The sequence below is a fragment of the Streptomyces gobiensis genome (assembly GCF_021216675.1).
Lineage (GTDB): Bacteria > Actinomycetota > Actinomycetes > Streptomycetales > Streptomycetaceae > Streptomyces > Streptomyces gobiensis.
On the sequence record NZ_CP086120.1, the window covers coordinates 4,718,409 to 4,739,454 of the forward strand.

19 protein-coding genes are annotated in these 21,046 nt (G+C 69.5%); 5 read left to right on the forward strand and 14 right to left on the reverse strand.

Annotated elements, in window-relative coordinates; all coding sequences use genetic code 11:
- Positions 1-35 precede the first annotated feature (35 nt).
- Positions 36-782, forward strand: coding sequence for a TetR/AcrR family transcriptional regulator (locus test1122_RS21960; RefSeq protein ID WP_232270879.1), 747 nt, complete (start codon positions 36-38; stop codon positions 780-782).
- Here the strand turns inward: test1122_RS21960 and test1122_RS21965 are convergent.
- The 13 genes from test1122_RS21965 to test1122_RS22025 are packed head-to-tail and all read right to left on the reverse strand — an operon-like array spanning position 752 to position 14,809.
- Positions 752-1,492 (reverse strand): ABC transporter ATP-binding protein, encoded by a 741-nt coding sequence (locus test1122_RS21965; protein ID WP_232270880.1) that lies wholly within the window; start codon positions 1,490-1,492, stop codon positions 752-754. The genes test1122_RS21960 and test1122_RS21965 overlap by 31 nt on opposite strands.
- Complete coding sequence (locus test1122_RS21970) at positions 1,462-3,279, reverse strand: branched-chain amino acid ABC transporter ATP-binding protein/permease (RefSeq protein WP_232270881.1); 1,818 nt, start codon at positions 3,277-3,279, stop codon at positions 1,462-1,464. Before test1122_RS21970 ends, test1122_RS21965 begins: the two co-directional genes overlap by 31 nt.
- A complete protein-coding gene (locus tag test1122_RS21975) occupies positions 3,272-4,150 on the reverse strand; it encodes a branched-chain amino acid ABC transporter permease (RefSeq protein ID WP_232270882.1) in 879 nt (292 codons plus the stop codon). The genes test1122_RS21970 and test1122_RS21975 overlap by 8 nt, the downstream gene beginning before the upstream one ends.
- Positions 4,147-5,400 carry an ABC transporter substrate-binding protein gene (locus test1122_RS21980; protein WP_232270883.1) on the reverse strand — a complete coding sequence of 418 codons (1,254 nt, stop codon included), beginning with the start codon at positions 5,398-5,400 and terminating at the stop codon, positions 4,147-4,149. The genes test1122_RS21975 and test1122_RS21980 overlap by 4 nt, the downstream gene beginning before the upstream one ends.
- Before the next feature lie 36 nt (positions 5,401-5,436).
- Positions 5,437-6,201 (reverse strand): SDR family NAD(P)-dependent oxidoreductase, encoded by a 765-nt coding sequence (locus test1122_RS21985; protein ID WP_232270884.1) that lies wholly within the window; start codon positions 6,199-6,201, stop codon positions 5,437-5,439.
- 57 nt (positions 6,202-6,258) lie between these two features.
- Positions 6,259-7,152: an esterase/lipase family protein gene (locus tag test1122_RS21990; protein WP_232270885.1), complete on the reverse strand. Its 894-nt coding sequence runs from the start codon at positions 7,150-7,152 to the stop codon at positions 6,259-6,261.
- A gap of 33 nt (positions 7,153-7,185) precedes the next feature.
- The gene (locus test1122_RS21995) at positions 7,186-7,977 is read right to left on the reverse strand and encodes an enoyl-CoA hydratase/isomerase family protein (protein ID WP_232270886.1); all 792 of its coding nucleotides are present in this window, start codon (positions 7,975-7,977) and stop codon (positions 7,186-7,188) included.
- Between the two features lie 13 nt (positions 7,978-7,990).
- Positions 7,991-9,715, reverse strand: a complete 1,725-nt coding sequence (locus test1122_RS22000) for a CocE/NonD family hydrolase (RefSeq protein WP_232270887.1) — start codon at positions 9,713-9,715, stop codon at positions 7,991-7,993.
- Positions 9,712-11,313, reverse strand: a complete 1,602-nt coding sequence (locus test1122_RS22005; RefSeq protein ID WP_232270888.1) for an AMP-binding protein — start codon at positions 11,311-11,313, stop codon at positions 9,712-9,714. Before test1122_RS22005 ends, test1122_RS22000 begins: the two co-directional genes overlap by 4 nt.
- Positions 11,310-12,044 (reverse strand): SDR family NAD(P)-dependent oxidoreductase, encoded by a 735-nt coding sequence (locus test1122_RS22010; RefSeq protein WP_232270889.1) that lies wholly within the window; start codon positions 12,042-12,044, stop codon positions 11,310-11,312. Before test1122_RS22010 ends, test1122_RS22005 begins: the two co-directional genes overlap by 4 nt.
- Entirely contained in the window at positions 12,041-13,141 is a 1,101-nt protein-coding gene (locus tag test1122_RS22015; RefSeq protein WP_232270890.1) for a hydroxymethylglutaryl-CoA synthase, read from the reverse strand. Before test1122_RS22015 ends, test1122_RS22010 begins: the two co-directional genes overlap by 4 nt.
- Positions 13,138-13,593 carry a Zn-ribbon domain-containing OB-fold protein gene (locus tag test1122_RS22020; protein ID WP_232270891.1) on the reverse strand — a complete coding sequence of 152 codons (456 nt, stop codon included), beginning with the start codon at positions 13,591-13,593 and terminating at the stop codon, positions 13,138-13,140. Before test1122_RS22020 ends, test1122_RS22015 begins: the two co-directional genes overlap by 4 nt.
- 28 nt (positions 13,594-13,621) lie before the next feature.
- The gene (locus test1122_RS22025) at positions 13,622-14,809 is read right to left on the reverse strand and encodes a thiolase family protein (RefSeq protein WP_232270892.1); all 1,188 of its coding nucleotides are present in this window, start codon (positions 14,807-14,809) and stop codon (positions 13,622-13,624) included.
- Positions 14,810-15,062: 253 nt separating this feature from the next.
- Here test1122_RS22025 and test1122_RS22030 point away from each other — a divergent pair, with 253 nt between their 5' ends.
- From test1122_RS22030 to test1122_RS22045, 4 genes are read left to right on the forward strand one after another with little or no spacing between them, the layout of a single operon-like run.
- Positions 15,063-16,355, forward strand: coding sequence for a beta-ketoacyl-[acyl-carrier-protein] synthase family protein (locus test1122_RS22030; protein ID WP_232270893.1), 1,293 nt, complete (start codon positions 15,063-15,065; stop codon positions 16,353-16,355).
- The gene (locus test1122_RS22035; RefSeq protein ID WP_232270894.1) at positions 16,352-18,067 is read left to right on the forward strand and encodes a CoA-transferase; all 1,716 of its coding nucleotides are present in this window, start codon (positions 16,352-16,354) and stop codon (positions 18,065-18,067) included. The genes test1122_RS22030 and test1122_RS22035 overlap by 4 nt, the downstream gene beginning before the upstream one ends.
- Entirely contained in the window at positions 18,064-19,113 is a 1,050-nt protein-coding gene (locus tag test1122_RS22040; RefSeq protein ID WP_232270895.1) for a 3-oxoacyl-ACP synthase III family protein, read from the forward strand. Before test1122_RS22035 ends, test1122_RS22040 begins: the two co-directional genes overlap by 4 nt.
- Positions 19,114-19,119: 6 nt before the next feature.
- Positions 19,120-19,911 carry an SDR family NAD(P)-dependent oxidoreductase gene (locus tag test1122_RS22045; RefSeq protein WP_232270896.1) on the forward strand — a complete coding sequence of 264 codons (792 nt, stop codon included), beginning with the start codon at positions 19,120-19,122 and terminating at the stop codon, positions 19,909-19,911.
- A gap of 178 nt (positions 19,912-20,089) precedes the next feature.
- Here the strand turns inward: test1122_RS22045 and test1122_RS22050 are convergent, their stop codons facing one another.
- Positions 20,090-20,935 (reverse strand): alpha/beta fold hydrolase, encoded by an 846-nt coding sequence (locus test1122_RS22050; protein ID WP_232270897.1) that lies wholly within the window; start codon positions 20,933-20,935, stop codon positions 20,090-20,092.
- Between the last annotated feature and the right edge of the window lie 111 nt (positions 20,936-21,046).

The window sequence follows — 21,046 nt, forward strand, 5'->3', positions numbered from 1 at the left end:
CCACGGTACTCATCGTGGGGGGCGGTCGGCCTTGTATGGTGGTGCTGAACAGTCATATACCGCATTCGCGGCGCTGCGGGGCGGCCGACTCGAAGACCGGGGTTCACTTCATGGCCATTGCGACCGGGGAAATCTACGCCTCGCCGTCCGGGCAGAGTACGCGGAGACGGCTTGAAGTGGTGGCCGCTGAGCTGTTCTACCGGCAGGGGTACACCAAGACCAGCGTCCGGGAGATCCTCTCCGCGCTGGGGATGACCCCAGGGGCGATGTACAACCACTTCCGCTCAAAAGAGGAACTTCTCTATTCGATCGCCTCTCGGAATCACGCCGAACTGGAGGAGCAGCTGTCCGCGGCGCTGGGACGTGGTGGCGGTGATCCGCCTGCGCAGCTCTGGGAAGCCGCGCAGGCGGTAACCGTATTCTGCACCATGTACCGCATGGAGGCGATCGTCAGTCGCTCGGAGGTGCAGCATCTGCCGGCCGCACAGGCGAATGAGATGCTGGAGAGTGAACGCCGCGTCCGGCGGGGATTTGAGCGGGTGCTGGAGAAGGGGCGGGAGAAAGAGATCTTCCGTATTTTTCTGCCGGATGGCCGGCCGGCGGATATCCCGGTTACCGCCAAGGCGATTCTCGATCTGTGTATCAACGCCGGGCTCTGGTTCCGTCCGGAAGGGCGGCTCAGCGCGGAGGACATCGCGACGCAGTACGGTGTCCTCGCGCTGCAGGCGGCCGGTGTTACGCCCGCCGAGGTTCAGTCGGTGGTCGCGAGGGTGCCCAGATAGGCCTGCCGGAGCTGGGGCCCGTCGCGCAGCTGCGCGGCGGGCCCGTCGGCGATGATCCGGCCCGCTTGCATAATGAAGGCGCGGTCGGCCAGTTCCAGGGTGCGTTCGACGACTTGGTCGACGAGAAGCAGGGTGAGTCCTTGATCGCGCAGCTCGCGCAGGGTTGCGAAGACCCTGTCGATGACGACCGGGGCCAGACCGATGGAGGGTTCGTCGATGAGGAGCATCCGGGGCTGGCCCATCAGCGCCTGACCGATCACCATCATCTGCTGTTCACCGCCGCTGAGCACCTCGGCCCGGGCGCCAAGACGTTGCGCCAGGAAGGGGAAGAGGGAGAGCACCCAGTCGAGGCGTTCGCGTTCCTCGGTGGCCGTCAACTTCCGCTGCCACAGGCCCAGGTCGAGGTTTTCGCGCACCGTGAGGCCGCGGAAGACACGGCGCCCCTCGGGGATCTGGATCAGGCCCCGGGCGCTGATCGTCTCGGCTCGGGCGCCGGTGAGGTCGGCGCCGTTGAACGCGACGGTGCCCGCGGTGGGCTTGAGCAGGCCCGAGACGGTGCTCAGCAGGGTGGACTTGCCCGCGCCGTTGGCGCCTACCAGGGCGCAGATCTCGCCCTGGTGCACGGTAAGGCTTACGTCGTGGACTACTGGGACTGGGCCGTAGCCGGAGTGCAGGCCGGTCAGTCGCAGGAGCGGAGTGGTGTTTCGCATGATCGCCCCAGATATGCGTCGAGTACCCGGTCGTCCCGGAGGGCCGTGGTGGGTTCGGCCGACACCAGGACGGCGCCGGCGTCGAGCACGGTAACCCGGTCGGCGACGTTGGTCACCAGCTCGATGTGGTGCTCGACGAGCACCACCGTGATGTCCCGGGTTCTGATCTCGCGGAGCAGCTGGTCCAGTGCCTCAAGCTCGATGTGCGAGAGGCCGGCGGCTGGTTCGTCCATGAGAAGCAGCCGGGGGTGGGCCATCAGCGCCCGGGCGATCTCCAGCAGCCGCTGCCGACCATGTGGCAGCACACCGGCCGGTACGTCCGCGTAGTCGGCCAGGCCCACAAAGGCCAGATAGCCAAGCGCCTCCTCCCGCAGGGCCCGGCTCTCGCGCCGGGCCCTGGGCAGGGCGAGGGCGTGCTCGATGCCGCTGGCCCGTTCCCGGGCGTAGGCGCCGAGCAGCACGTTCTCCACCGCGCTGAGCCCGGGGAGCAGTTGCGGGGTCTGGAAGGTACGGCCCACACCGTGCCGGGCGATGTGCTCGGTGGCGCGGCGGGTGATCTCGGTGCCGTTCAGCAGCACATGGCCGTGGTCCGGGCGCACCAGCCCGGTCATGGTGTTGAGCAGGGTGGTCTTGCCGGAGCCATTGGGGCCGACCACCGCGTGGATGGTGCCGGGGGCGGCCGTCAGCTGGATGCCGCGCAGTGCGTGGATGCCGCCGAAGGAGCGTTGAAGGTCCCTGGTGCGCAGCTCCAGACCGCCGTCCGGGTGGCTGGCCAGGGGGCGGGGCCGGGTTGCCGCTGCGGCTGGCGGAGTACGGCGCCAGGGGCCGGGCGGCAGCCTGGCGTAGAGGGTGGGCCAGTGCCTGGCCCAGGCGCCGGCGATGCCGTGCGGGGCGTAGATGATCAGCACCAGCAGGGCGACGGCGTAGATGAGCACCCGCCACTGCGCCAGCCCGCCCAGCAGCTCCGGGATGACGAAGAAGGCCAGGGTGCCGATGACCGGTCCGCTCAGCCGTCCCGCACCGCCGATGATGACGACCAGGAGGAAGAAGAGGGAGAAGTCGATGGGGAAGTCGTCGGGGGTCACGATTCCGCGTGAAGCGGCCAGCAGCGCACCGCCGAGACCAGCCAGCGCGGCGCTCAGACAGAAGGCGAAGATCTTGAGCTGGACCACCGCGGCGCCCGCTGCGCGGGCGGCATCGGGGGCGTCACGTACGCCGGTGAGCGCGCGGCCGGTCCGGGACCGGAGAAGGTTTCTGGTCAGGACGGTGAGGAGTACGGCCAGGGCGACCACCAGCCAGTAGAGTTCGCCATCGGTGAACTCGGCGCCGCCTCGCTCGGGCCGCGGGATGCCGAGGATGCCGGCAAACCCGCCCGTGAGGCCCTGCAACTCGGTCAGCAGCCCATTCACCACCATGGCGAAGGCGATGGTGACCAGCGCCAGATGCCAGGAGGACAGCCGCAGCGCGGGCAGCGCCATCAGCCCGCCCATCAGGGTGGCCGCCGCCGTCGCCAGCGGGGCGGCCGTCCAGAACGTCCAGCCGTGCTCGACGGTGAGCACGGCCGTCGTATAGGCACCGACCGCCACCAGCGCACCGTGGCCGAGCGATACCTGGCCGGTGTAGCCGAAGAGGACGTTCAGCCCCATGGCGACGATGGTGTAGATGCCGACGACCGTGGCGAGATGGATGACATAGGGGTCGTCAGTGAGCAGGGGGAGCGCGGCCACCGGTGCGAGCGCCGCCAGCAGGAAGAGGGCGCGCAGGGGGCGCAAGGCACGGTCAGACACGGTGCAGCACCCCGCTCTGTCGTAGTCCGGCGGGCCGGATCATCAGGATGACCAGGGTGACGGCGAACAGTACGGCCGTCTGCGCCCCCGGTGATACATAGCTGGCCCCCGCCGCCTCGATGAGGCCGACAATCCAGCCCGCCAGCAGCGCGCCCCGGTAGTCGCCGATTCCGCCGACAACCGCCGCGAAGAAGCCCTTGACGAGCAGCCCGAAGCCCATGGTCACCGAGGCCAGGATGAGCGGCGCCGCCAGTACGCCGGTCAGTCCCGCCAGCGCGCCGCCGAGCAGAAAGGCCCGGCGGCTCAGCCGGTCCGGGTCGATGCCGCGCAGCCGGGCGGCGTCCCGGTCGGCGGCCACGGCCCGTATCGCACAGCCCGTGCGGGTGCGGGAGTGCAGCTCCAGGGCGATGACCACGCCCAGGGCAGCCAGGATGACGGCCAGTTGATAGCTGCTGAACTGCACCCCGGCCACCGTGTGGGTGCGCAGTGACAGGGGGCCGGGGGGTGCGACCATGCGCGGCTGGTCGGTCCACAGCTTGCCGACGAGCTGGTTGAGGATGAGCGAGAAGGCCAGTGTGGTGATGACCCAGCCCACGCCATGGACGGCCCGCCGCAGTACCGGCGCCACGGCCACCCGTTCTTCGATCAGGGCGACCGTGGCCACGGTCACCGCCACGGCGATCGCGGCGAGCGGCCAGGGGAGCGCGGTGCCGACGGAGATCACCGCCATGAACATCGCACCCAGCATGATCAGGTCGCCCTGGGCGAAGTTGAGCACATGGGTCGGCCGGTAGAGCACATTGAGCCCCACCGCGACCAGCCCGTACAGGCTGCCGAAGACCAGGCCGGGCAGCAGAATGTCGTTGATCATGCCTGGCTGCCCGGCGCGAGTTCACGGAAGATCCCGCCCATCGACGCCTTGTCCTTGGCCGAGAGCAGCGTCCCGATGGCGATGCCCTCGGCGCCGATGCCGTTGTGGTCCTCCGGCGTGAAGGAGAGCTTCGACCGGGCGCCCTGGTAGCCCTTCACCTGATCGAAGGCGGTCTTGAGCTGTGCCGGGTCAAGGGTTCCCTGCTCCGTGACGATTTCGGCCAGCAGGGTCAGAAAGTCGTAGTACGGGGCCACCGCCGCGGTGAACGGCAGCTCGCCGGTGGTCGGTTCGGCCAGGATCTTCTTGGCGTACTCCACCGCGGGGCCGGTGGTCGGCGCACCGCCCCTGGGGTAGCTGAGGGAGGCGTAGGTAGTGCCGTAGAAGCGCTCCAGGAGCTTCTTGGGTATGGGGTCATACGCTTCGACGTAGTTGAGGTCATGGGAGACGATCATCGGTGCGAAGCCGGTGTTGGCCATGGCCTGCAGGGAGAGCGCCGTGGTCTGCGGCTGCCCGCTGAACAGCCCGACCGCCTCGGCACCGGACCGGTCCAGCTTCTTGATGAACGGGGTGAGGTCGGGTGCGTCCGGGCTGAACACCTGGATGGAGACGGGCTTGGCCTGGTAGGTGTCCTTCAGCATGTTCACAAAGGCCTTGCGGATGGACTCACCGAACTCCGAGTTCTCGATGAGGAGCCCGATCTTGCGTACCTCGCGTACCTCATAGAGATACCGGGCCGCGGCCGTAGCCTGGAGCCTGGTGTTGAAGACCAGCTGGTAGTGGTACGGGAAGCGAGTGCCGTCGCCGAGCGTATCGGCCCCGCCCCAGGCGGACTGGAGCACGGAGCCGCGCTTCAGCGCGGCAGCCGATGCCACGGCCTGGGAGCTGCCGGTGGGGCCCAGCACCATCTGCGGGCCACGGCGCAGCAGCCGCTGGGCGACGGTCGGCTGGGTGCCTGGCGAGCCCTCGTCGTCCTCTTCCAGCAGCTTGACGGGCTCGCCGAGCAGCCCGCCCGCTTTGTTGATCTCCTTGAGGGCCAGCCGGGCTCCGGCGTAGGCGGGTATATAGGCGGCGGCGAGCGGGCCGGTCTTCGGCTGGATCCAGCCGAGCTTGGCCTGTTCGGCGTCTCCTGGGGTGCTTCCGGAGCCGGTGCCGCCGCAGGCGGTCAGGGCCGGAAGCGCGCCCAGACCCACTCCGGCGGCCAGTCCCAGCCGGCCCGTGTGCCACAGGAGGTCGCGACGTGACAGTTCCATGGTGGTCTCTCTTCTTGCTAGAGGCGTGCTTCTGTGTCAGAGGCGTGCGCCGCCGGAGACATGGAGGGTTTCTCCGGTGATGTACGAGGCGTCGTCGGAGAGGAGGAAGGAGATCGCGCCCGCGATCTCCTCCGGCTCGGCGTACCGGCGCAGTGGGATCTGCCGGAGCATGGCCATACGCAGCGGGACGTCGTCCTTGCCCGGCTCGGCGGTCAGCCGGGTTTCGACCATTCCGGGGGCGACACAGTTGACCTGGATGCCATGCCGGGCGAGGTCCAGGGCCGCTCCGCGGGTCAGTGAGACCACGCCGCCCTTGCTCGCCACATAAGCGATCTGCTGGGTCATGCCCTTGTAGGACAGCGAAGAGACATTGACGACCGCGCCGGGCCTGCCTCGCTCGATACGTCCCTGCGCGAACCGTTTGAGGCAGAGATAGGCGCTGGTCAGATTGGTGTCCAGCGTCCGCGCCCAGGTCGCGTCGGAGAAGTCGGGCAGCGGCTCCCGGCAGACGATGCCAGCGTTGTTGACCAGCAGTTCAACTCCGCCGAACCGTGCTTCGAGGTGGTCGAACATCTCCGTCACCTGGGCGGCATCGGTGACATCCGCTGGCTCGGCGTACGCGGTGAGACCTTCCGTCCGCCACTCCGCGCAGAGCTTTTCGGCTCCGCCACCGGGCAGATCGTTCACGATGACCGTTGCGCCTTCGGCGGCGAGCCGGTGGGCCGTGGCCGCGCCAATACCGCGCGCGGCCCCGGTCACCAGCGCCACCTCTCCAGCGAAGCGGGCGGGAGCAGGAGGCATCGGAGGAATCTCCTCTGAGTGTTCGTCCATTTGTTGAGAGTCAGCAGCTGTCGAGGGTCAGCAGCGAGGCTCAAGGCCAGGGTTCGCGGGGCCGGTTCGTGCCAGGGCGTCCAGCGCCCACTGGAACATGACCCGGTCGTAGCCGATCCCGGCATGACCGCTGCGGTTGTCCGGACAGGCGTCCTGCAGCCGGACATTGGTGATCGAGGTGCTCGCGCCGTTCAGATAGCCGCTGGTGTACGGCACGACCGCCTGGTCCCAACGGGTGTTGATGGTGGTGTAGCTGACGCCGGACTCGATCTCCCGTCCGTGGTTGAGCTCGGTAAGGAACTCCGAGCCTTCGCTGAACTGGTAGCACGAGCGGCAGATCACATCTCCCAGCTCCGGTGGCAGCAGTGCGAAGAGGTTCCTGCTGCTGCCGTGATTGGGCGCCGCGAGCGCCACGAAGTTGTCGACGTCCCGCGCGCCGTCCTCGAAGCGCAGATACCACCGTGGCATCAGCCCGCCCTGGCTGTGCCCCAAGAGGTCCACTTTCGCGGCACCGGTCGCGGCCTTCACGCCGGTGACGAAGGTCTTGAGCTCCTTCGCGGAAACCTGCATCAGCGAGGTGCCGGGCAGACCGCCGCCCGACATCCCGTAGTTGAGCGCGAAGACGCAGAACCCGGCGCTGCTGAGCCGTGGGGATACATAGGACCAGTTGATCGCGGCGCGCAGGAAGAGACCGTGCACCAGCACTACGGGTTTGGGGTGCTCCGCGCTCGGTTTGCAATCCCAGTCGTTGGCTCCGGCCAGCATGGGGTCGGCGAGCTCCTTGGCCTTGGCGATGTCGTTCCGGGGGTCGGCCTGGGCCAGTGGAGCGCTCAGGATGGCGACCATGGTGAATCCGATGACGCACACCAGCCGTGGGATGAATCTGAACCGGCTGGTGAGTGGGGGGAATGGATGAGACACGTGCGGCTCTCCTTCATAGGGGGCCGGGCGGCGTCAATGCCCGGCGAACTGTGGGGGTCTCCCTTCGAGGAAGGCCCGGGGGCCTTCCGACGCGTCCTTGATCTCGGTGTGTGAGCGCACATGGAAGATGTCCTGAAGACGCAGGCCATACAGCACCGGCTGTCCCCAGGCCGCCTCCCGCAGCTCCTTGTAGTAACCGATGGATTTGGTCGGCCCGCTGGCCAGCCGGGCCGCCAGCCCGCTCAGCTCCGCGCTGAACCGCTCAGCGGGCACCACCTGGTGCACCAGACCGGTACGCTCCGCCTCCGCGGCGCCGACCAGCCGGCCGGTCAGGAACATCTCAGTGGCCCGGGCCGGTCCCACGACCCTGGGCAGCATGACCGCGTTCCCGAGATGACCGACCTGGACCAGACAGCTGCCGATCTTCGCCCGGTCGGAGGCCAGGCGGTAGTCGGCCGCGCAGGCGATCTCGGTGCCCGCTCCGGCCGCGGCGCCGTCGATCCCGGCGATCACCGGCTTGGGGCAGGTCACGATGGCTTCGCAGATCCGTAGATAGTGCCCGTCACCGGTGACCGCGTCGGCCGGTGTGTTCGTCCGTACGCCGTCCAGGAACTCCGAGACCGCCGCCAGGTCGTCGCCCGCGCAGAACGCCCCGCCGGACCCGGTGATCACCACACAGCGCACCGCCGGATCGGCCGCCGCCCGGACCAGCGCGGCGAGTAGCTGTTCGGAGAGCTCGCGGTCGAGGGCGTTGCGCTGGCCCGGCCGGTTGAGGGTCAGCGTCGCCACGCCGTCCCGTAGCTCGCGGTGGAGCACATCCGTCATGCGGTCCTGCCTTTCAGGCGTGGGTCCGGGTCTGGGGCTGGGTCTGGGCTGGTAGCACGGTGAGTTCAAGCCGTGAGGGCCGCTCCGTTCCGTGGTGGATGGTCTGCTCGGCGACCGCTGGGTCGCTCTCCTCTCCGATCGGGCCGTCGGTGTTGAGGTTCCGGTCGAACTGGGGGAAGTTGCTGCTGGTCACATGGGCCTGTAGCCGGTGTCCGGGGGCGAGCCGCCAGGCGGTGTGCCCCAGGTCGATGTCGAGCTCGTACACCCTCCCGGGCCGCAGCGGCCGTTCACTGCCCACGCCCTCGCGATACCGGGCCCGCAGGATGCCGTCGCAGATGAGCACCGCGCGGCCGTCCGGGAAGACATCGATGAGCTTGGCGGCGAAGTCGGTGTCCGGCGCGCTGCTTTCGGCGTACAGCCGCAGCCGTGCCGGGCCTACCAGATCGAGGGCCACCGGCAGCACATCAGAGGTGTAGCTGAGGACATCTGAGCGCTGCTCCAGATGGTTCTGCGCCAGCGGACCGGGCACCAGATCGCCCAGGTTGAGCAGCCGCCCGCCATGGCTCGGCACGGGGTCGGCCGGGTCGTAGCGATAGCGGGCGGGCGGCTCCTCCCGCTCCGGCGGCTGGCTGGAGAGCGTGCCGCCGTCCCGGAGATACCACTGCTGGGGCTGGACCTCAGGCGGCGGCCAGCTCGACGCCGTACGCCACTCTCCAGCACCCATCAGGAAGTACTGCACTGGCGGCGTATCCCGCTCGATGCCCCGCACATAGCGGTCGAAGAACGCCAGATGCCGCTGCGCGAGCCCGCCGTAGCGCGCGCCCGAGATCAGCCCGAAGTTCAGCTCGCCCTGTACGGGGAGCAGCGAGCCCAGATGCGCCCAGGGGCCCATGACGAGATGGTTGCTGCTGGAGCGGGCCGTCATATCCTGATAGAGCCCGATGGTGGCCGCACTGTAGACGTCGTACCAGCCGCTCACCGACAGGGTGGGCACCCGCACCGCGTCGAGCCGGCAGGCCGGTTTCATCTCGGCCTTGCCGGACAGCACATCGCGCAGCGGCAGGGGGAAGTCCGGAAGATGCAGGATGTCCGCCAGCGGCAGCTGCTCCATCGCACGCCGGGGACTGTGCGCGTACTCCGCGATCGCCGCCACGGTCTGCTGCGCCGGTGGTTTACCGGCCGTAAAGCGGCGTTGCAGCCAGTCGGCGGCCATCATCACCAGCCAGCCGACCAGATGGTCGAGGCGGATCGCGCCACCGCTGGCCTGGTCGTCATAGCCGCCGACCGTGCACATCGCCGGGGCGATGGCGCGCAGATGCGGGGGCTGTCGCATGGCGCCGACCCACTGCACGATCCCGAGATATGACGGCCCCACCATGCCGACGTTGCCGTCGCACCAGGGCTGGGCGGCGGTCCATTCGACGGTGTCGTAGGTGTCCAGGGCCTCTTGGTCCCACATGATGGGCTGCCAGGTTCCCCCGGAGGAGAAACGGCCCCGGGTGTCCTGGAGGACCACCGCGTAGCCAGCGGCCACCGCGTCCGCGGCGGGCAGCACATCCAGGGCTGTGATCCGGCGTTTGTCATAGGGGGCGCGATAGATCAGCGCGGGGGCGGGACGGTTACCGGCGGGCCGCCAGACGTCCGCGCGCAGGATGGCCCCGTCGCGCATGGGAGTGTCCACATCGCGTTCGATGGTCTCCCTGCGTACGCCCTGCTGAGGGACTTCGGGGGTGCTCATGAGCGACGGCTCCTCTCCGGCGTTTCGTCGAGGGTTTCGCGTTTGATCTCGATCCCGGCGCTGTGCCGGTCCCATGTCCCGGCGACGGCGCCCTCCTCGCGCAGCAGGTGCTTGCGCACCTTGGCGGTGGGGGTCTTGGGCAGTTCGTCGAGCACCCGGATATAGCGGGGCACCATGAAATGGGCCATCCGTGGGATCAGGAACCCGACCAGTTCACCGGGGTCGATGACGGTGCCGGGTACGGGCGAGACGACCAGCAGCACCTCGTCCTCGCCGTGCTCGCTCGGCACGGCCACCGCGGCGGCCTCCCGCACCGAGGGGTGGGCCACCGCCTCGGTCTCGACCTCAAAGGAGGAGATGTTCTCGCCGCGCCGGCGGATCGCGTCCTTCATCCGGTCGATGAAGAAGACATTGCCCTCGCTGTCCTGCCGTACCGCGTCCCCGGTGTGGAACCAGCCGTTACGCCAGGACTCGGCGGTCGCCTCCGGCATCGCGTGGTAGCCGTGGCACAGGGCCCAGGGACGGTCGGTGCGCACGATCAGCTCGCCCACCTCGCCCGGGCCGACCTCCCGGTCATGCGCGTCAACCACCCGCAGCTGGACGCCGGGGCGGGGCCGGCCGCAGACACCGGCCGCCTTGGGGTTGCGTTCGGAGATGACCGGGCAGGACACCTCGGTCATGTTGTACATCGTGTAGACATCGATGCCGAAGCGGTCGGTGAGCGCCCCGGTGTCATCACCCAGCGGGACCAGCCAGACCCATCTCAGCGGATGATCGGTATCCCCCGCCGACCCGGGCTGTTTGAGCAGAAAGGTCGCCATGACGCCGAGCAGCGTGCAGCTGGTGATCTGGTGAGTGCGGATGACGTCCCAGAACTCCTCGGTGGTGAAGGAGTCCACGACCGTCACCGAGCCGCCGAACAGCAGCATCGCGTACACCCCGATGGTTCCGCCCACATGGAAGAGCGGAAGCTGGACGAGATAGCGCTCCCCTTCGCTGATCCGGTCGGCGAAGGCGGCGACGGCGGTTGAGTAGTGGTGGACATAGCTCAGCAGCACGCCCTTGGAGGGGCCGGTCGTGCCGGAGGTGTAGATGATCCCCAAGGCATCCCAGGGCGCTGCTTCGACCGGCTTGAAGTTGCCTGGTGTGGCCTTGAGTTCGGCCGGGTGGAGAACGGTGGGGCGCACTCCGCGCAGTTCGGCATCGGCCAGTCGGGGGGTCAGCTGAGGGTGCGCGATCACCACCGAGGCACCGGAGTTGGTCAGCACATGCTCCAGAAGCCCGCCCCGGTAGGCGGTGTTGACCGGCGTGTAGGTGGCTCCCGCGAGGTTGGTGCCGAACCAGGCCAGCAGTGCCTCCGGGCCGTTCGGCAGCCAGGACACCACCCGGTCACCGGGCCGCACTCCATGGGCGGCCAGCGCGGCCGCGGCGGCCACCGCGCGCTGATAGGTCTCCCGGTACGTCCAGTAGTTGCCATCGGCGAACTGGGCGAACACCCGGTCCGGATGCGCCGTTGCCCGGGCGGCGAGCAGCCCGCCCACCGTGCAGGACTCCGGACCGGGCACCCGGGGATCGTCCGGCGCCAGTATCTCGATCATGACCGCACCCATCCGCCGTCCACGAACAGACACTGGCCGGTGATGTAGCTCGCTTCCGTGGACGCCAGCCAGCTGACGGCCGCGGCCACCTCCTCCGGTGTGCCCAGGCGCCTGATCGGCTGCGTGCGGACATGCCTCGCGCCGATCTCCACCAGATCTTTCGCCTGTTCCAGCATGGGTGTGTCGATAAAGCCCGGGCATACGGCGTTGGCGCGTACCCCGGCCCGGCCCAGCTCGACCGCGAGCGAACGGGTGAGCGTGGCCAGGCCCCCCTTGGAGACGTCGTAGGCGACCTGTCCGGAGATGCCCATCATCGCTACCGAGCAGAGATTGACCACCGCGCCCTCGTTCCGCGCCAGCAGCGGTGCGGCGCGCTGGGCCAGGAAGAAGGGCGCGCTGAGATTGACCGCCAGCACCCGGTTCCAGATCTTCGGGGTGTGTTCCGCCAGCGGCCCCCGGTAGCCGATCCCGGCGTTGTTCACCAGGATGTCGAGCCCGCCCAGCTCCTTTTCGACCCGGTCCACCACCCCGCTGGCCTTGTCGTGGTCGGCGACATTGGCCGCCACGGCCAGCCCGCCGACCTCGCCCGCGGTACGTTCGGCCGCTTCCTGATCGATGTCATTGACGGCGACGGTCGCGCCCTCGGCCGCCAGCCGCCCGGCGATGGCCGCGCCGATGCCCCGGCCCGCGCCGGTGACCAGTGCCGTACGACCCTTGCACAGCTCGCTCATTCGTAGCTCCCCACCAGTCGTTCCAGACCTTGGAAATGGCGTTCATAGCGGGCGGCCGTCGCGTAGCTCAGCTGCCGCTGAACGGTGAGCGCTCCGGCGAGCCCCGTGCCGGTGGCCGGGCGCCGCACGGTCAGCAGCAGCGCGTCGCTGCCCGCGCCGCAGCCGTACGAGACCACCGCGAGCCGGTCCCCGGGGTCGGCCAGCTCCAGCGCCCGGGCCAGCCCGATCAGCGGCGCCGCCGCCCCCACATCGCCGATGCCCTGCGCGACCACACAGGCTGTGGCCCGCTCCTTGGGCAGTCCGAGCCGCTGGGCGAGCCGGGCGGGGGTGACCGCGTCCGGCTGTGGGCCGATGAGGAAGCGGAGCTGTTCCGGTGTGCTGTCCAGTCCCTCCCAGGCGCTGGTGCAGTGGGCCATCAGCCCGATCCCGGTGGCCGTCATCACCGTGCCGCCGGTGCGGATATGGCGCTCTCCGTCGGCGCGGAAGCCGTCATTGGTGTCGGAGGTCGCCGACGCGGTGGCGTCCACTGTGGCCAGCGCCGCCTCGCGGGTGATGACCACGGCGGCGGCCCCCGAACCGGCGGTGTACTCCTGCGGATCACCGGGCGCGATATGCGGCCCCAGGGTGTCCGCGCCCACAGCCAGGGCCGAGGGGGCCAGGCCCGCCCGTACCCAGGCCAGCGCACACAGCAGCGCGGCCGTCCCGGACTTGCCGGAGAACTGCACATCGGTGGCGAAGGTGGACGGTGGCAGCCCCGCCATGTCCACCAGCAGCGCCGCGCTGGCCTTGGTCAGATACGGCCCGGTCTGCGAGCCGAAGAACACCGCACCTGGCGGAGCGCAGTCGGCGCTGTCCAGGGCGAGCCGGGCGGCCTCGGCCGCCAGCGTCACCGCGTCACCGTCCGGGTCGCATACGCTGCGGTGGGTCAGCCCCTGACGGTGTACGACCTCCAGTGGCTGGTTGCCCCACACCTGGTGGATCTCCTCGACCGCCAGCCGCCCGGTGGGCAGCGCGACGCCGATCCCGGAGATGCCCGCGTCGGCTGTACTGGCTGAACTGGCTGTACTGGCTGTGGCGTCGGATACACGGCCGTTCATATCGCCCTCCGGGGCCGGAACTTGTAGCCGTACTGGTAGGGGCCGGATGCCTCCCGGCGCCATTTGCGGACGACCAGCTCGACCGCCATCCCTTCGGTCACCTCGACATCGACATGGCCCTCTCCCTCGACATCGACATCGACGAGCTCGGTGAGCACGGCGGGACCGTTCTCCAGCGCCACGATCGCGAACGGCCGGCTGCGGCGCCCGGTGTGGCCGATCAGCGGGGTGTGGTCTTCGGCGATGCTCACCACCCGGCCGTATGGCGCCATCGCCGTCTCGGTGAGGGCCCTGGAGTGGCACTGGGGGCAGACCCGCCGTCCGGGGAAGAAGGTGAGTTCGCAGGGGTCACATCGGTTGCCGGTCAGCCGGTAGCGGCCGGAGCGAGAGCGCCATGCCTTGGCCGGGGTCGCGGTCGCGATCCGGTAGCGCGGTTCGGTGGGGGACCACATCGTGCGTTCACTCCTCGCGATACGGGGGTCAGCGGGCGCGGCGCAGTACCGCGACGGCGCTGGTGGCGTTGGAGCCGCCCATGGACTGGCAGACCGCGATGTCCACATCGGCCACCTGGCGGTTGCCGCCACGGCCGCGCAGCTGTACCGCCGACTCCACGGCGACGCTGATACCCGTCGCCCCGGTGGGATGGCCGAAGCCGATCCGGCCGCCATCGGTGTTGGCGGGGCAGCGGCCCTGCAGCGCGGTCTCCCCGTCGGCCACCGCCGCGGCGGCCTTGCCCGGCGGAAAGATCCCCAGGCCCTCCAGATGCAGCGGTCCCATCACGCTGAAGCAGTCGTGCACTTGGGCCACGTCAATGTGGTGCGGCTCGACTCCCGCCTGGGCGTAGGCGTCCCTGGCGGCCGCCGTGGTGGGCACCGCCTCGGCGATATCGGCTCCAGCGGCACCGGGGTGGCCGAACTTGGCGGCGAGCACATTGGGGGCGGTGGCCTGGGCGATGCCCGCGATCTCGACCGGCTGGCAGTCGCTGGGGGCGTCCCCGGCCCGCATCAGCAGAACAGCCGAGGACCCGTCACAGGCCCGTCCGCAGCTGGCCCGGGTGATCGGGGTGGACACCATCGGGCTGCTCAGCACCCCGGCTACCGTGAGATCCGGGCGCCCGTAGTCGATGGCTTTCCTGTTGCGCTGGGCGTACCAGCGGTCCTGCACGACCCACTGGGCTATCGCCTCATGCGACGCCCCGTACTTGCGTACATAGCGGTCGTGCATCAGCGCCATGATGTCCACATAGTCAAACCCGGCCGGTGCCTCGTACTCGGCATCCGGGTAGTGCAGCATCGAGTCGGCCGTGGAGGTGCTGTCGGACACCTTCTCCACACCGATCACCAGCACGGCCCTGGACAGTCCGGAGGCCACCGCCGCCACTCCGTTGCGCAGCGCCACCGTGCCTCCCGCACAAGCCGCGCCGACCTGGCTGAACGGGGCCGGGGCAAGGCCGAGTTCATCGGCGGCGATGGCGCCCAGATTCTGCTGCTCGCAGGTTTCCGGCAGCGACACCGAGACAAACCCGCCGCTCACCTCCCCGGGAGCGACCCCGGCGTCCCCGAGCGCCGCGTACGCCGACTCGACCACCAGATCCTTCCAGTCGCGCGCGGCGAAGAAGCCATGGCGGGTGATCCCGGCACCGGCGATGACAACTCCCGTTCCACTCATGTGTCCCGCCTCACTGAAATGAATGAATGTTTATTCAAGCTGGTGGCTGGAGAACCGACTGTCAAGAGAGCGCGCATGACGTTTCTGTGGCCGTTCCGGGGACCGGCTGGCGGTACCGGAGGTCCCGCAGCCGTGCCCTGATGGGTACTTGCCGCACCTGGCTGAACTGGCCGCGAAGAGATGTGCTGTTGAGGAGCCCGGAACGTAGGACAGCGAGCACCCAGCGAGCATCGATCGTGCCAGAGGAGGCCTCATGTCGCGCACCGACCGCGTGGCCGGTACCGCGTTCGAGGGCGTGGTCATCACCGGCCTCGGCTTCGTACTGCCAGGCGCTGATACACCCGAGCAGGTGTGGCGTCACTTACGCGAGGGCGAGTCCCAGTTGAGCACCCTGCCGCCGGTCATCTCGGGGCGGACGGGAATCCAGAGCGGAGGACGGCTGACGGACTTCAACCACACGCCGTATCTGCCGGACCTGCCGGACAACTTCGCCAAGCGGTACAGCCGCGAGATCCTTATCGTCCTGTCGGCGGTACAGAACGCCTTCCGGGACGCCGGGTTCGAGGGCGGCGACGCCCTCGAACCCGCACGCACCGGCGTCGTCGCCTCCAGCGCCAGAGGACCGGTCGAATGGTGGTCCCAGACCGCCTCCGGCATGGTCTACGAACCCGGCTGCCCCCCGGTGTCGTCGGCCCAGGGCGTCTTCGCCTCGCTCGCCGGGACCCCGGCGTCGCTCAGCGCTATCCGGCTGGACGCCCAGGGACTTGTCTCCACGATCAGCAACGCGTGCGTCGGCGGACACCAGGCGCTCGGCATCGCCGCCCAGGAGATCCAGCGCGGAGCGGCCGATGTGATGTTCGTCGTCGGCCATGAGCTGCCCATCGTCCCGGAGGTACTCCAGGTCTACTCGGCCCCCGGCACCGGCGTGCTGTCCCGGGACACCAACCCCAAGCGCGCCATCAAGCCCTATGACATCAACCGGGACGGCTTCGCACTCGGCGAGGGCGCCGTCGTCGCCGTACTCGAGCGGAGCACTCACGCCACGGCCCGCCGGGCCCGGGCCTACGCGACGCTCCGCGCGTGCCACAGCGTCAGCGAGGCCGCGCACGCCACGCGGATGGATCTGTCGGGACGCAGCACCGCCCAGTTGATGACGCAGACCATGGACGCCATGGGCTCCAGTGTCGGGGAGCTGGACTACATCTGCGGCCATGGAACGGCGACCCGCTACAACGACCTGGCCGAGAGCCGTGCGCTGAGCCACGTCTATGGACCCCACCGGAGCGACTGGCCGCCGCTGGGCTCCATCAAGCCCGTATTCGGCCATCTGCTGGGCGCCGCCGGACTGCTGAACTGCGCGGCGCTCGCGCTGATGCTCCATGAGCGCTGTCTGGCCCCGACGATCAACTGCGAGGCCATGGAGTCGGAGTGCGACCACGACCATGTCACCGAGGGCGCGCGCCCCGCCGAGCTGCGGCTGGCGATGTCGCTGGCCTTCGCCATCGGCAGTCAGAGCTCGGCGCTGGTGCTGGAGGCCGCGGCATGACGGCCGACCGGTTTCTCAGCGATCCCGACGAGCTGTGCCGACGGCATCTGACGCCCGGTATGCGGGTGCATATCGCCTCCACGATGTCCCGGCCGGGCGCGCTCACCCTGGCGCTCGCCCGGGTCTTCGGCGGCGTCGGCAGGTTCGAGATCAGCGTGAACGCCCTGCACGCCGGGGTGCACGCGCTGACCATGGCCGGTGTGATCGAGCGCGCGGTCATCGCCTTCGCCGGTGACACCGTGCCCACGTCCCGGCCCAATCGGCTGTACGCCGGGCTGCCCGCCGGTGATCCGTTCCCGGTGGAGGAGTGGAGCCTGCTGTCCCTGCTGCAACGGCTGATGGCCGGGGCCACGGGTGCCCCGGCGGCGCTCAGCACCTCGCTGATCGGTTCCTCCCTGCCCCAGGGACATCCACCGCTGGAGACCGTGCCGTCAGGCGGCGCAGAGTCGGGTGCCGGGGAAGCGGGTGCCGGGGAGGGAACGCTGCCCGCCGCTGTGCTCCCCGCACTGCGTCCGGATGTGACGCTGCTTCACGCACACTGCGCGGACAGGAGGGGAAACCTGTATCTCGCCGGGCCGGTGGGGGAGGGCTGGTGGGGTGCGATGGCCGCCCGGCGCGGGGTGCTGGCCACGGTGGAACGGGTGTGCGACGGGCCACCGGCCGGTGCGGTCTGCTCCATCCCGGCCGAACGGGTGCTGGCGGTGGCCCCCTGCCCGTTCGGCGCGCACCCGCAGGGCCTGACCCCGATGCCCAGCGCCGGCGTGGCGGGCTATCTGGACGACTATGCGTTTCTGGCCGATCTCGCCGACGCCTGTGCGCGCCAGGAGGACACCGAGCGGTGGTTCCAGCGCTGGGTGACCGGGACCGGCGGTCACACCGGGTATCTGGCCCAGTTGGGCGAGGCCCGGCTGGCCGGGCTCACGGCGGAGCTGCGGTGTCCGCAGGGCGTTGCCGTAACTGCTCCGCCCGCGCCACCGAGCGAACGTGAGCACCACATCGTGATGGCGGCCAGGACGATCGCCCGCACGGTTGTCCAGCAGGGCTACGGCTCGGTGCTGGCCGGTATCGGCATCTCCCACCTGGCCAGCTGGCTGGCCGCCCGGACCCTGCACGGCGACGGAGTTGAGCTTCAGGTGGTGAATGAGCTCGGGATGGTCGACTTCACCCCGGAGGCCGGGGACAGCTTCCTCTTCTCCCAGCGGCATGTGCTCCGCTGCCGGGAGCATGCCGGTACCTGGGAGGTCCTTGGTGGCCTGGTCGCGGGGGGCGGCGGCCGTACGCTCGGGGTGCTGTCGGCCGCTCAGATCGACCAGCAGGGCCGGATCAACACCAGCCGTACCGCCCGGGGCGGTTTCCTGGTGGGCTCGGGCGGCGCCAACGATGTGGCCAGCCATCTGGATACGGTCGTTGTGGCACCCGCCTCCCCCCGGCGCTACCCCGAGGCCGTCGGCTTCATCACCAGCCCCGGCCACCATGTGAGCCGTGTGGTAGCCGAGTTCGGCTCCTTCGAACGTACGGGGGGTACGGGCCCCTTCACGCTCACCACCTGGTCTCCGTATTCCGTACCGGAGGCCGCCGGCCCTGCCGAGACCGTACGGGACCGCACGGCGTGGAAGGCCGATATCGCCGACCCGCTGCTGCGTGAACCGCCGCCGACGGACGAGGAACTGGCCGCGCTGCGTTCAATCGACCCCGAAGGGATCTACCGGTGACCATTTCCTCCGCCCCCACCCGGGACGGCTTCACACCACCGCGCCCGTCCACGGTTCCGATGGTGCTCGACGGGATCGGCCACGACTTCCCCGGAGAACCCGTCGGCAACGACCACTTCACCCGGATACCGGAGCTGGGCGTCGATGACGCCTGGATCCAGCGTCACACCGGAGTCTCCGCCCGGCACTGGCCGCCGGACGGTGAACGGCATGTGGACATGGCCGAACGGGCCGCCCGCCGGGCCCTCGACGACGCCGGTCTGGAGCCGGGGGACATCGACGTCATCCTGGGCACCAGCGCCACCTCACGGCCACGGGTCAATCCCACCAGCCCCGGAAACAACTACATGGATGTGGCCCTTCCGGTACAGCACCGGCTGGCGGCCCGGCAGGCCATGTGCCTGGATGTGATGGGAGTCGCCTGCGCGGGCTTTCTGCACGCCAGCGCGGTCGCCCAGGGTCTGATCAGCACCGCGGGCCACCGGAATGTCCTCGTCGTCTGCGCCGAGAACCCCAAGCCCATCCTGAACTTCTCCTACCGCAACTCCGTCCTGTTCGGCGGCGGCGCGGCGGCGGGCGTCTGGCGGGCCGACGACAGCGGCACCGGTCCGGGCGGCATGCACGCCGTGACCCTGCACTCCGACGCCACCCACTATGACGCCTTCGACATCGATGAGCAGGACAAGATGGTGATGAAGGGCAAGGTCGTCAGCGACATCGCGCCCGGAGTGCTGACCGAAGCGACCCACCGGGCGCTCCGCCGGGCTGGCCTCGGGCTGGCCGACATCGACTGGATCATCCCGCACCAGGGGAACATCAACCTCATCAACGATGTACGGGACAGCCTCGGGCTGGGGGACGACAAGCGCCTGCTGCTCAACATCGAGCGTCGAGGGAACACTTCAAGCGTCAGCGTGCCCGGCTGCCTTTCCGAGTACGTACACAACGGCACCATCGACCGGGGTGACCGGGTGCTGACGATGGCCATCGGCCGGGGCTTCAGCTGGGGCGCGATGGTCTTCAGCTACGGCCGCCCCCGGCGGTGAGAGCGTATGAACCCGACGGGTCAGGCGCTTGTCGTCGGCGGCAGCCGGGGAATTGGCGCAGCCATCGCATCGGCTCTCGCCACCGAGGGCTGGCCGACGACCATCGCGGCACGCGACAGTGCACAGCTGGAGCGCTGCCGGCTTCAGGCCGCCGAGCGCGGGCTGAAGTTGTCCACCGCGCGGGTGGATGTGACCTCACAGGAGAGCGTCGAACGGCTCTTCGGTGAGCTGACACCCCGAGGCGAGCTGGGCGTCTGTGTGATGGCGGCGGGCCGGAATCTGTCCCGGCGGCTGCTGCGGCCGCCCCGGGACGCGGCGGAGGAGTGGTCGGCACATGATGTGGGCGAGTGGCGCGACATGGTCGACCTCAGTCTGACCGGCACCTTCCTGGTCGGTCGTGCGGCCGCCCTCAGCATGGCCCGGACCGGAACCCGGGGGGTGCTCATCCCCATTGTGAGCAGCACATGGCAGGGGTCGTGGGGCCAGTCCGCGTACACGGCGGCGAAGGCGGGTGTGGTGTCTTTGACCCGGAGCTGGGCGCTGGAGCTCGGCGAGTTCGGGATCCGCGCGGTCGCGATCGCACCCGGGGTGGTGGATGGGGCGGCGCTGCGGGAGAAGTGTGCGCGTAACCCCGCTCACGCGCGGTACATGGAACGGCTGCGGCAGCAGGTGCCGTTGCGCCGGTTCGCCGCCGAGCAGGAGGTCGCCGCTGCCGCGGTGCACGTGGCGGCCAACCAGTACCTGACGGGCACGGTCCTGGAGGTAGCCGGCGGCGGCTTCCCACCCCGCATCCACTAGCCCACGTGCTTGTTCCCCAACCCCGCCCCTTCCCGAAATTCGTCCTCAATCTCCCCCAGACTTCGTCTGGGAGGTGCCCCCAGGACGGGCTCGATTTTCGAGCCCGTCCGGCGATTGAGGACCCGGGGGACCGGGGCGGAGCCCCCGGTTTCGGGAAGGGGCGGGGTTGGGGAATGCTCTAGCCAGGCCCACCACGCGCGGGGACGTGGTCACGCAGGAACGCCAGCAGCACCTCGTTGAAGTGCTGCGCGTTGTCCTGGTTCGCATTGTGCCCCGCCTCCGGAATCACCTCGTAGCGGCAGTACGGCTCCCGCTCAGCCCACCGCGGCGCTTCCGCGGCGACGACGCCGACCTGATCCTGGCCGCCATGCGTCAGCAGCAGCGGGCAGTCGATACGCCGCTCCGGATCCTTGCGCAGGCCCCGCGCGACCGCCCGCCACACCCGGCCGAACTCCCGCTTGCTCAGCTCCCCGCCGGCCCGCTCGGCGTACCGCTGGACATCTTCCCGTACCGCGGTGCCCTTGGCGGCCTGCCGGACACGCAGCCGATTGGGGTAGACAGCGAAGATCATGGGGGAGAGCCGCAGTGCCATCCGGTTCGTACGGCTCAGCGGATAGGTCAGGCTGGTCGCGCCGATGATGACCATCGCGCGGACCCGCTCCGGATATTCGTACCAGAACTCCTGCGCCACATAGCCGCCGAAGGACTGGCCGAGCAGCACCACCTTGTTGTCGGCGTTCTCGGTGTGCCCGATGCGGTCGAGCAGGGTCAGGAGCTCTTGGGCGAGGGCGGGCATATTGTAGTCGCGCCTGCGTCCTATGGGTTTTGACTGGCCGTGGCCGCGCAGGTCCACGGTCAGGACCTGGTACCCCTCCTGAGCGAGGGCGGGTACCTGCTCGTCGAACATGTGATGATCCATGGACGCGCCGTGCAGGCAGACGACGAGCGGGCCGCTGGGCGGCCCCGCCAGCCAGTAGTGCACAGGGGTCCCGGACAGTTCGAGCGTACGTGTCTCCGATGCCATGACGTTCACCGCCGAGCGGTTGGGGGTGTGGGCACATCGCTCGGTTCCCCTCCTATCGAATCTTCAGGGTTATCGCAACCGATGTAGGTACCAGCGGTCCCCGTTCGGGCT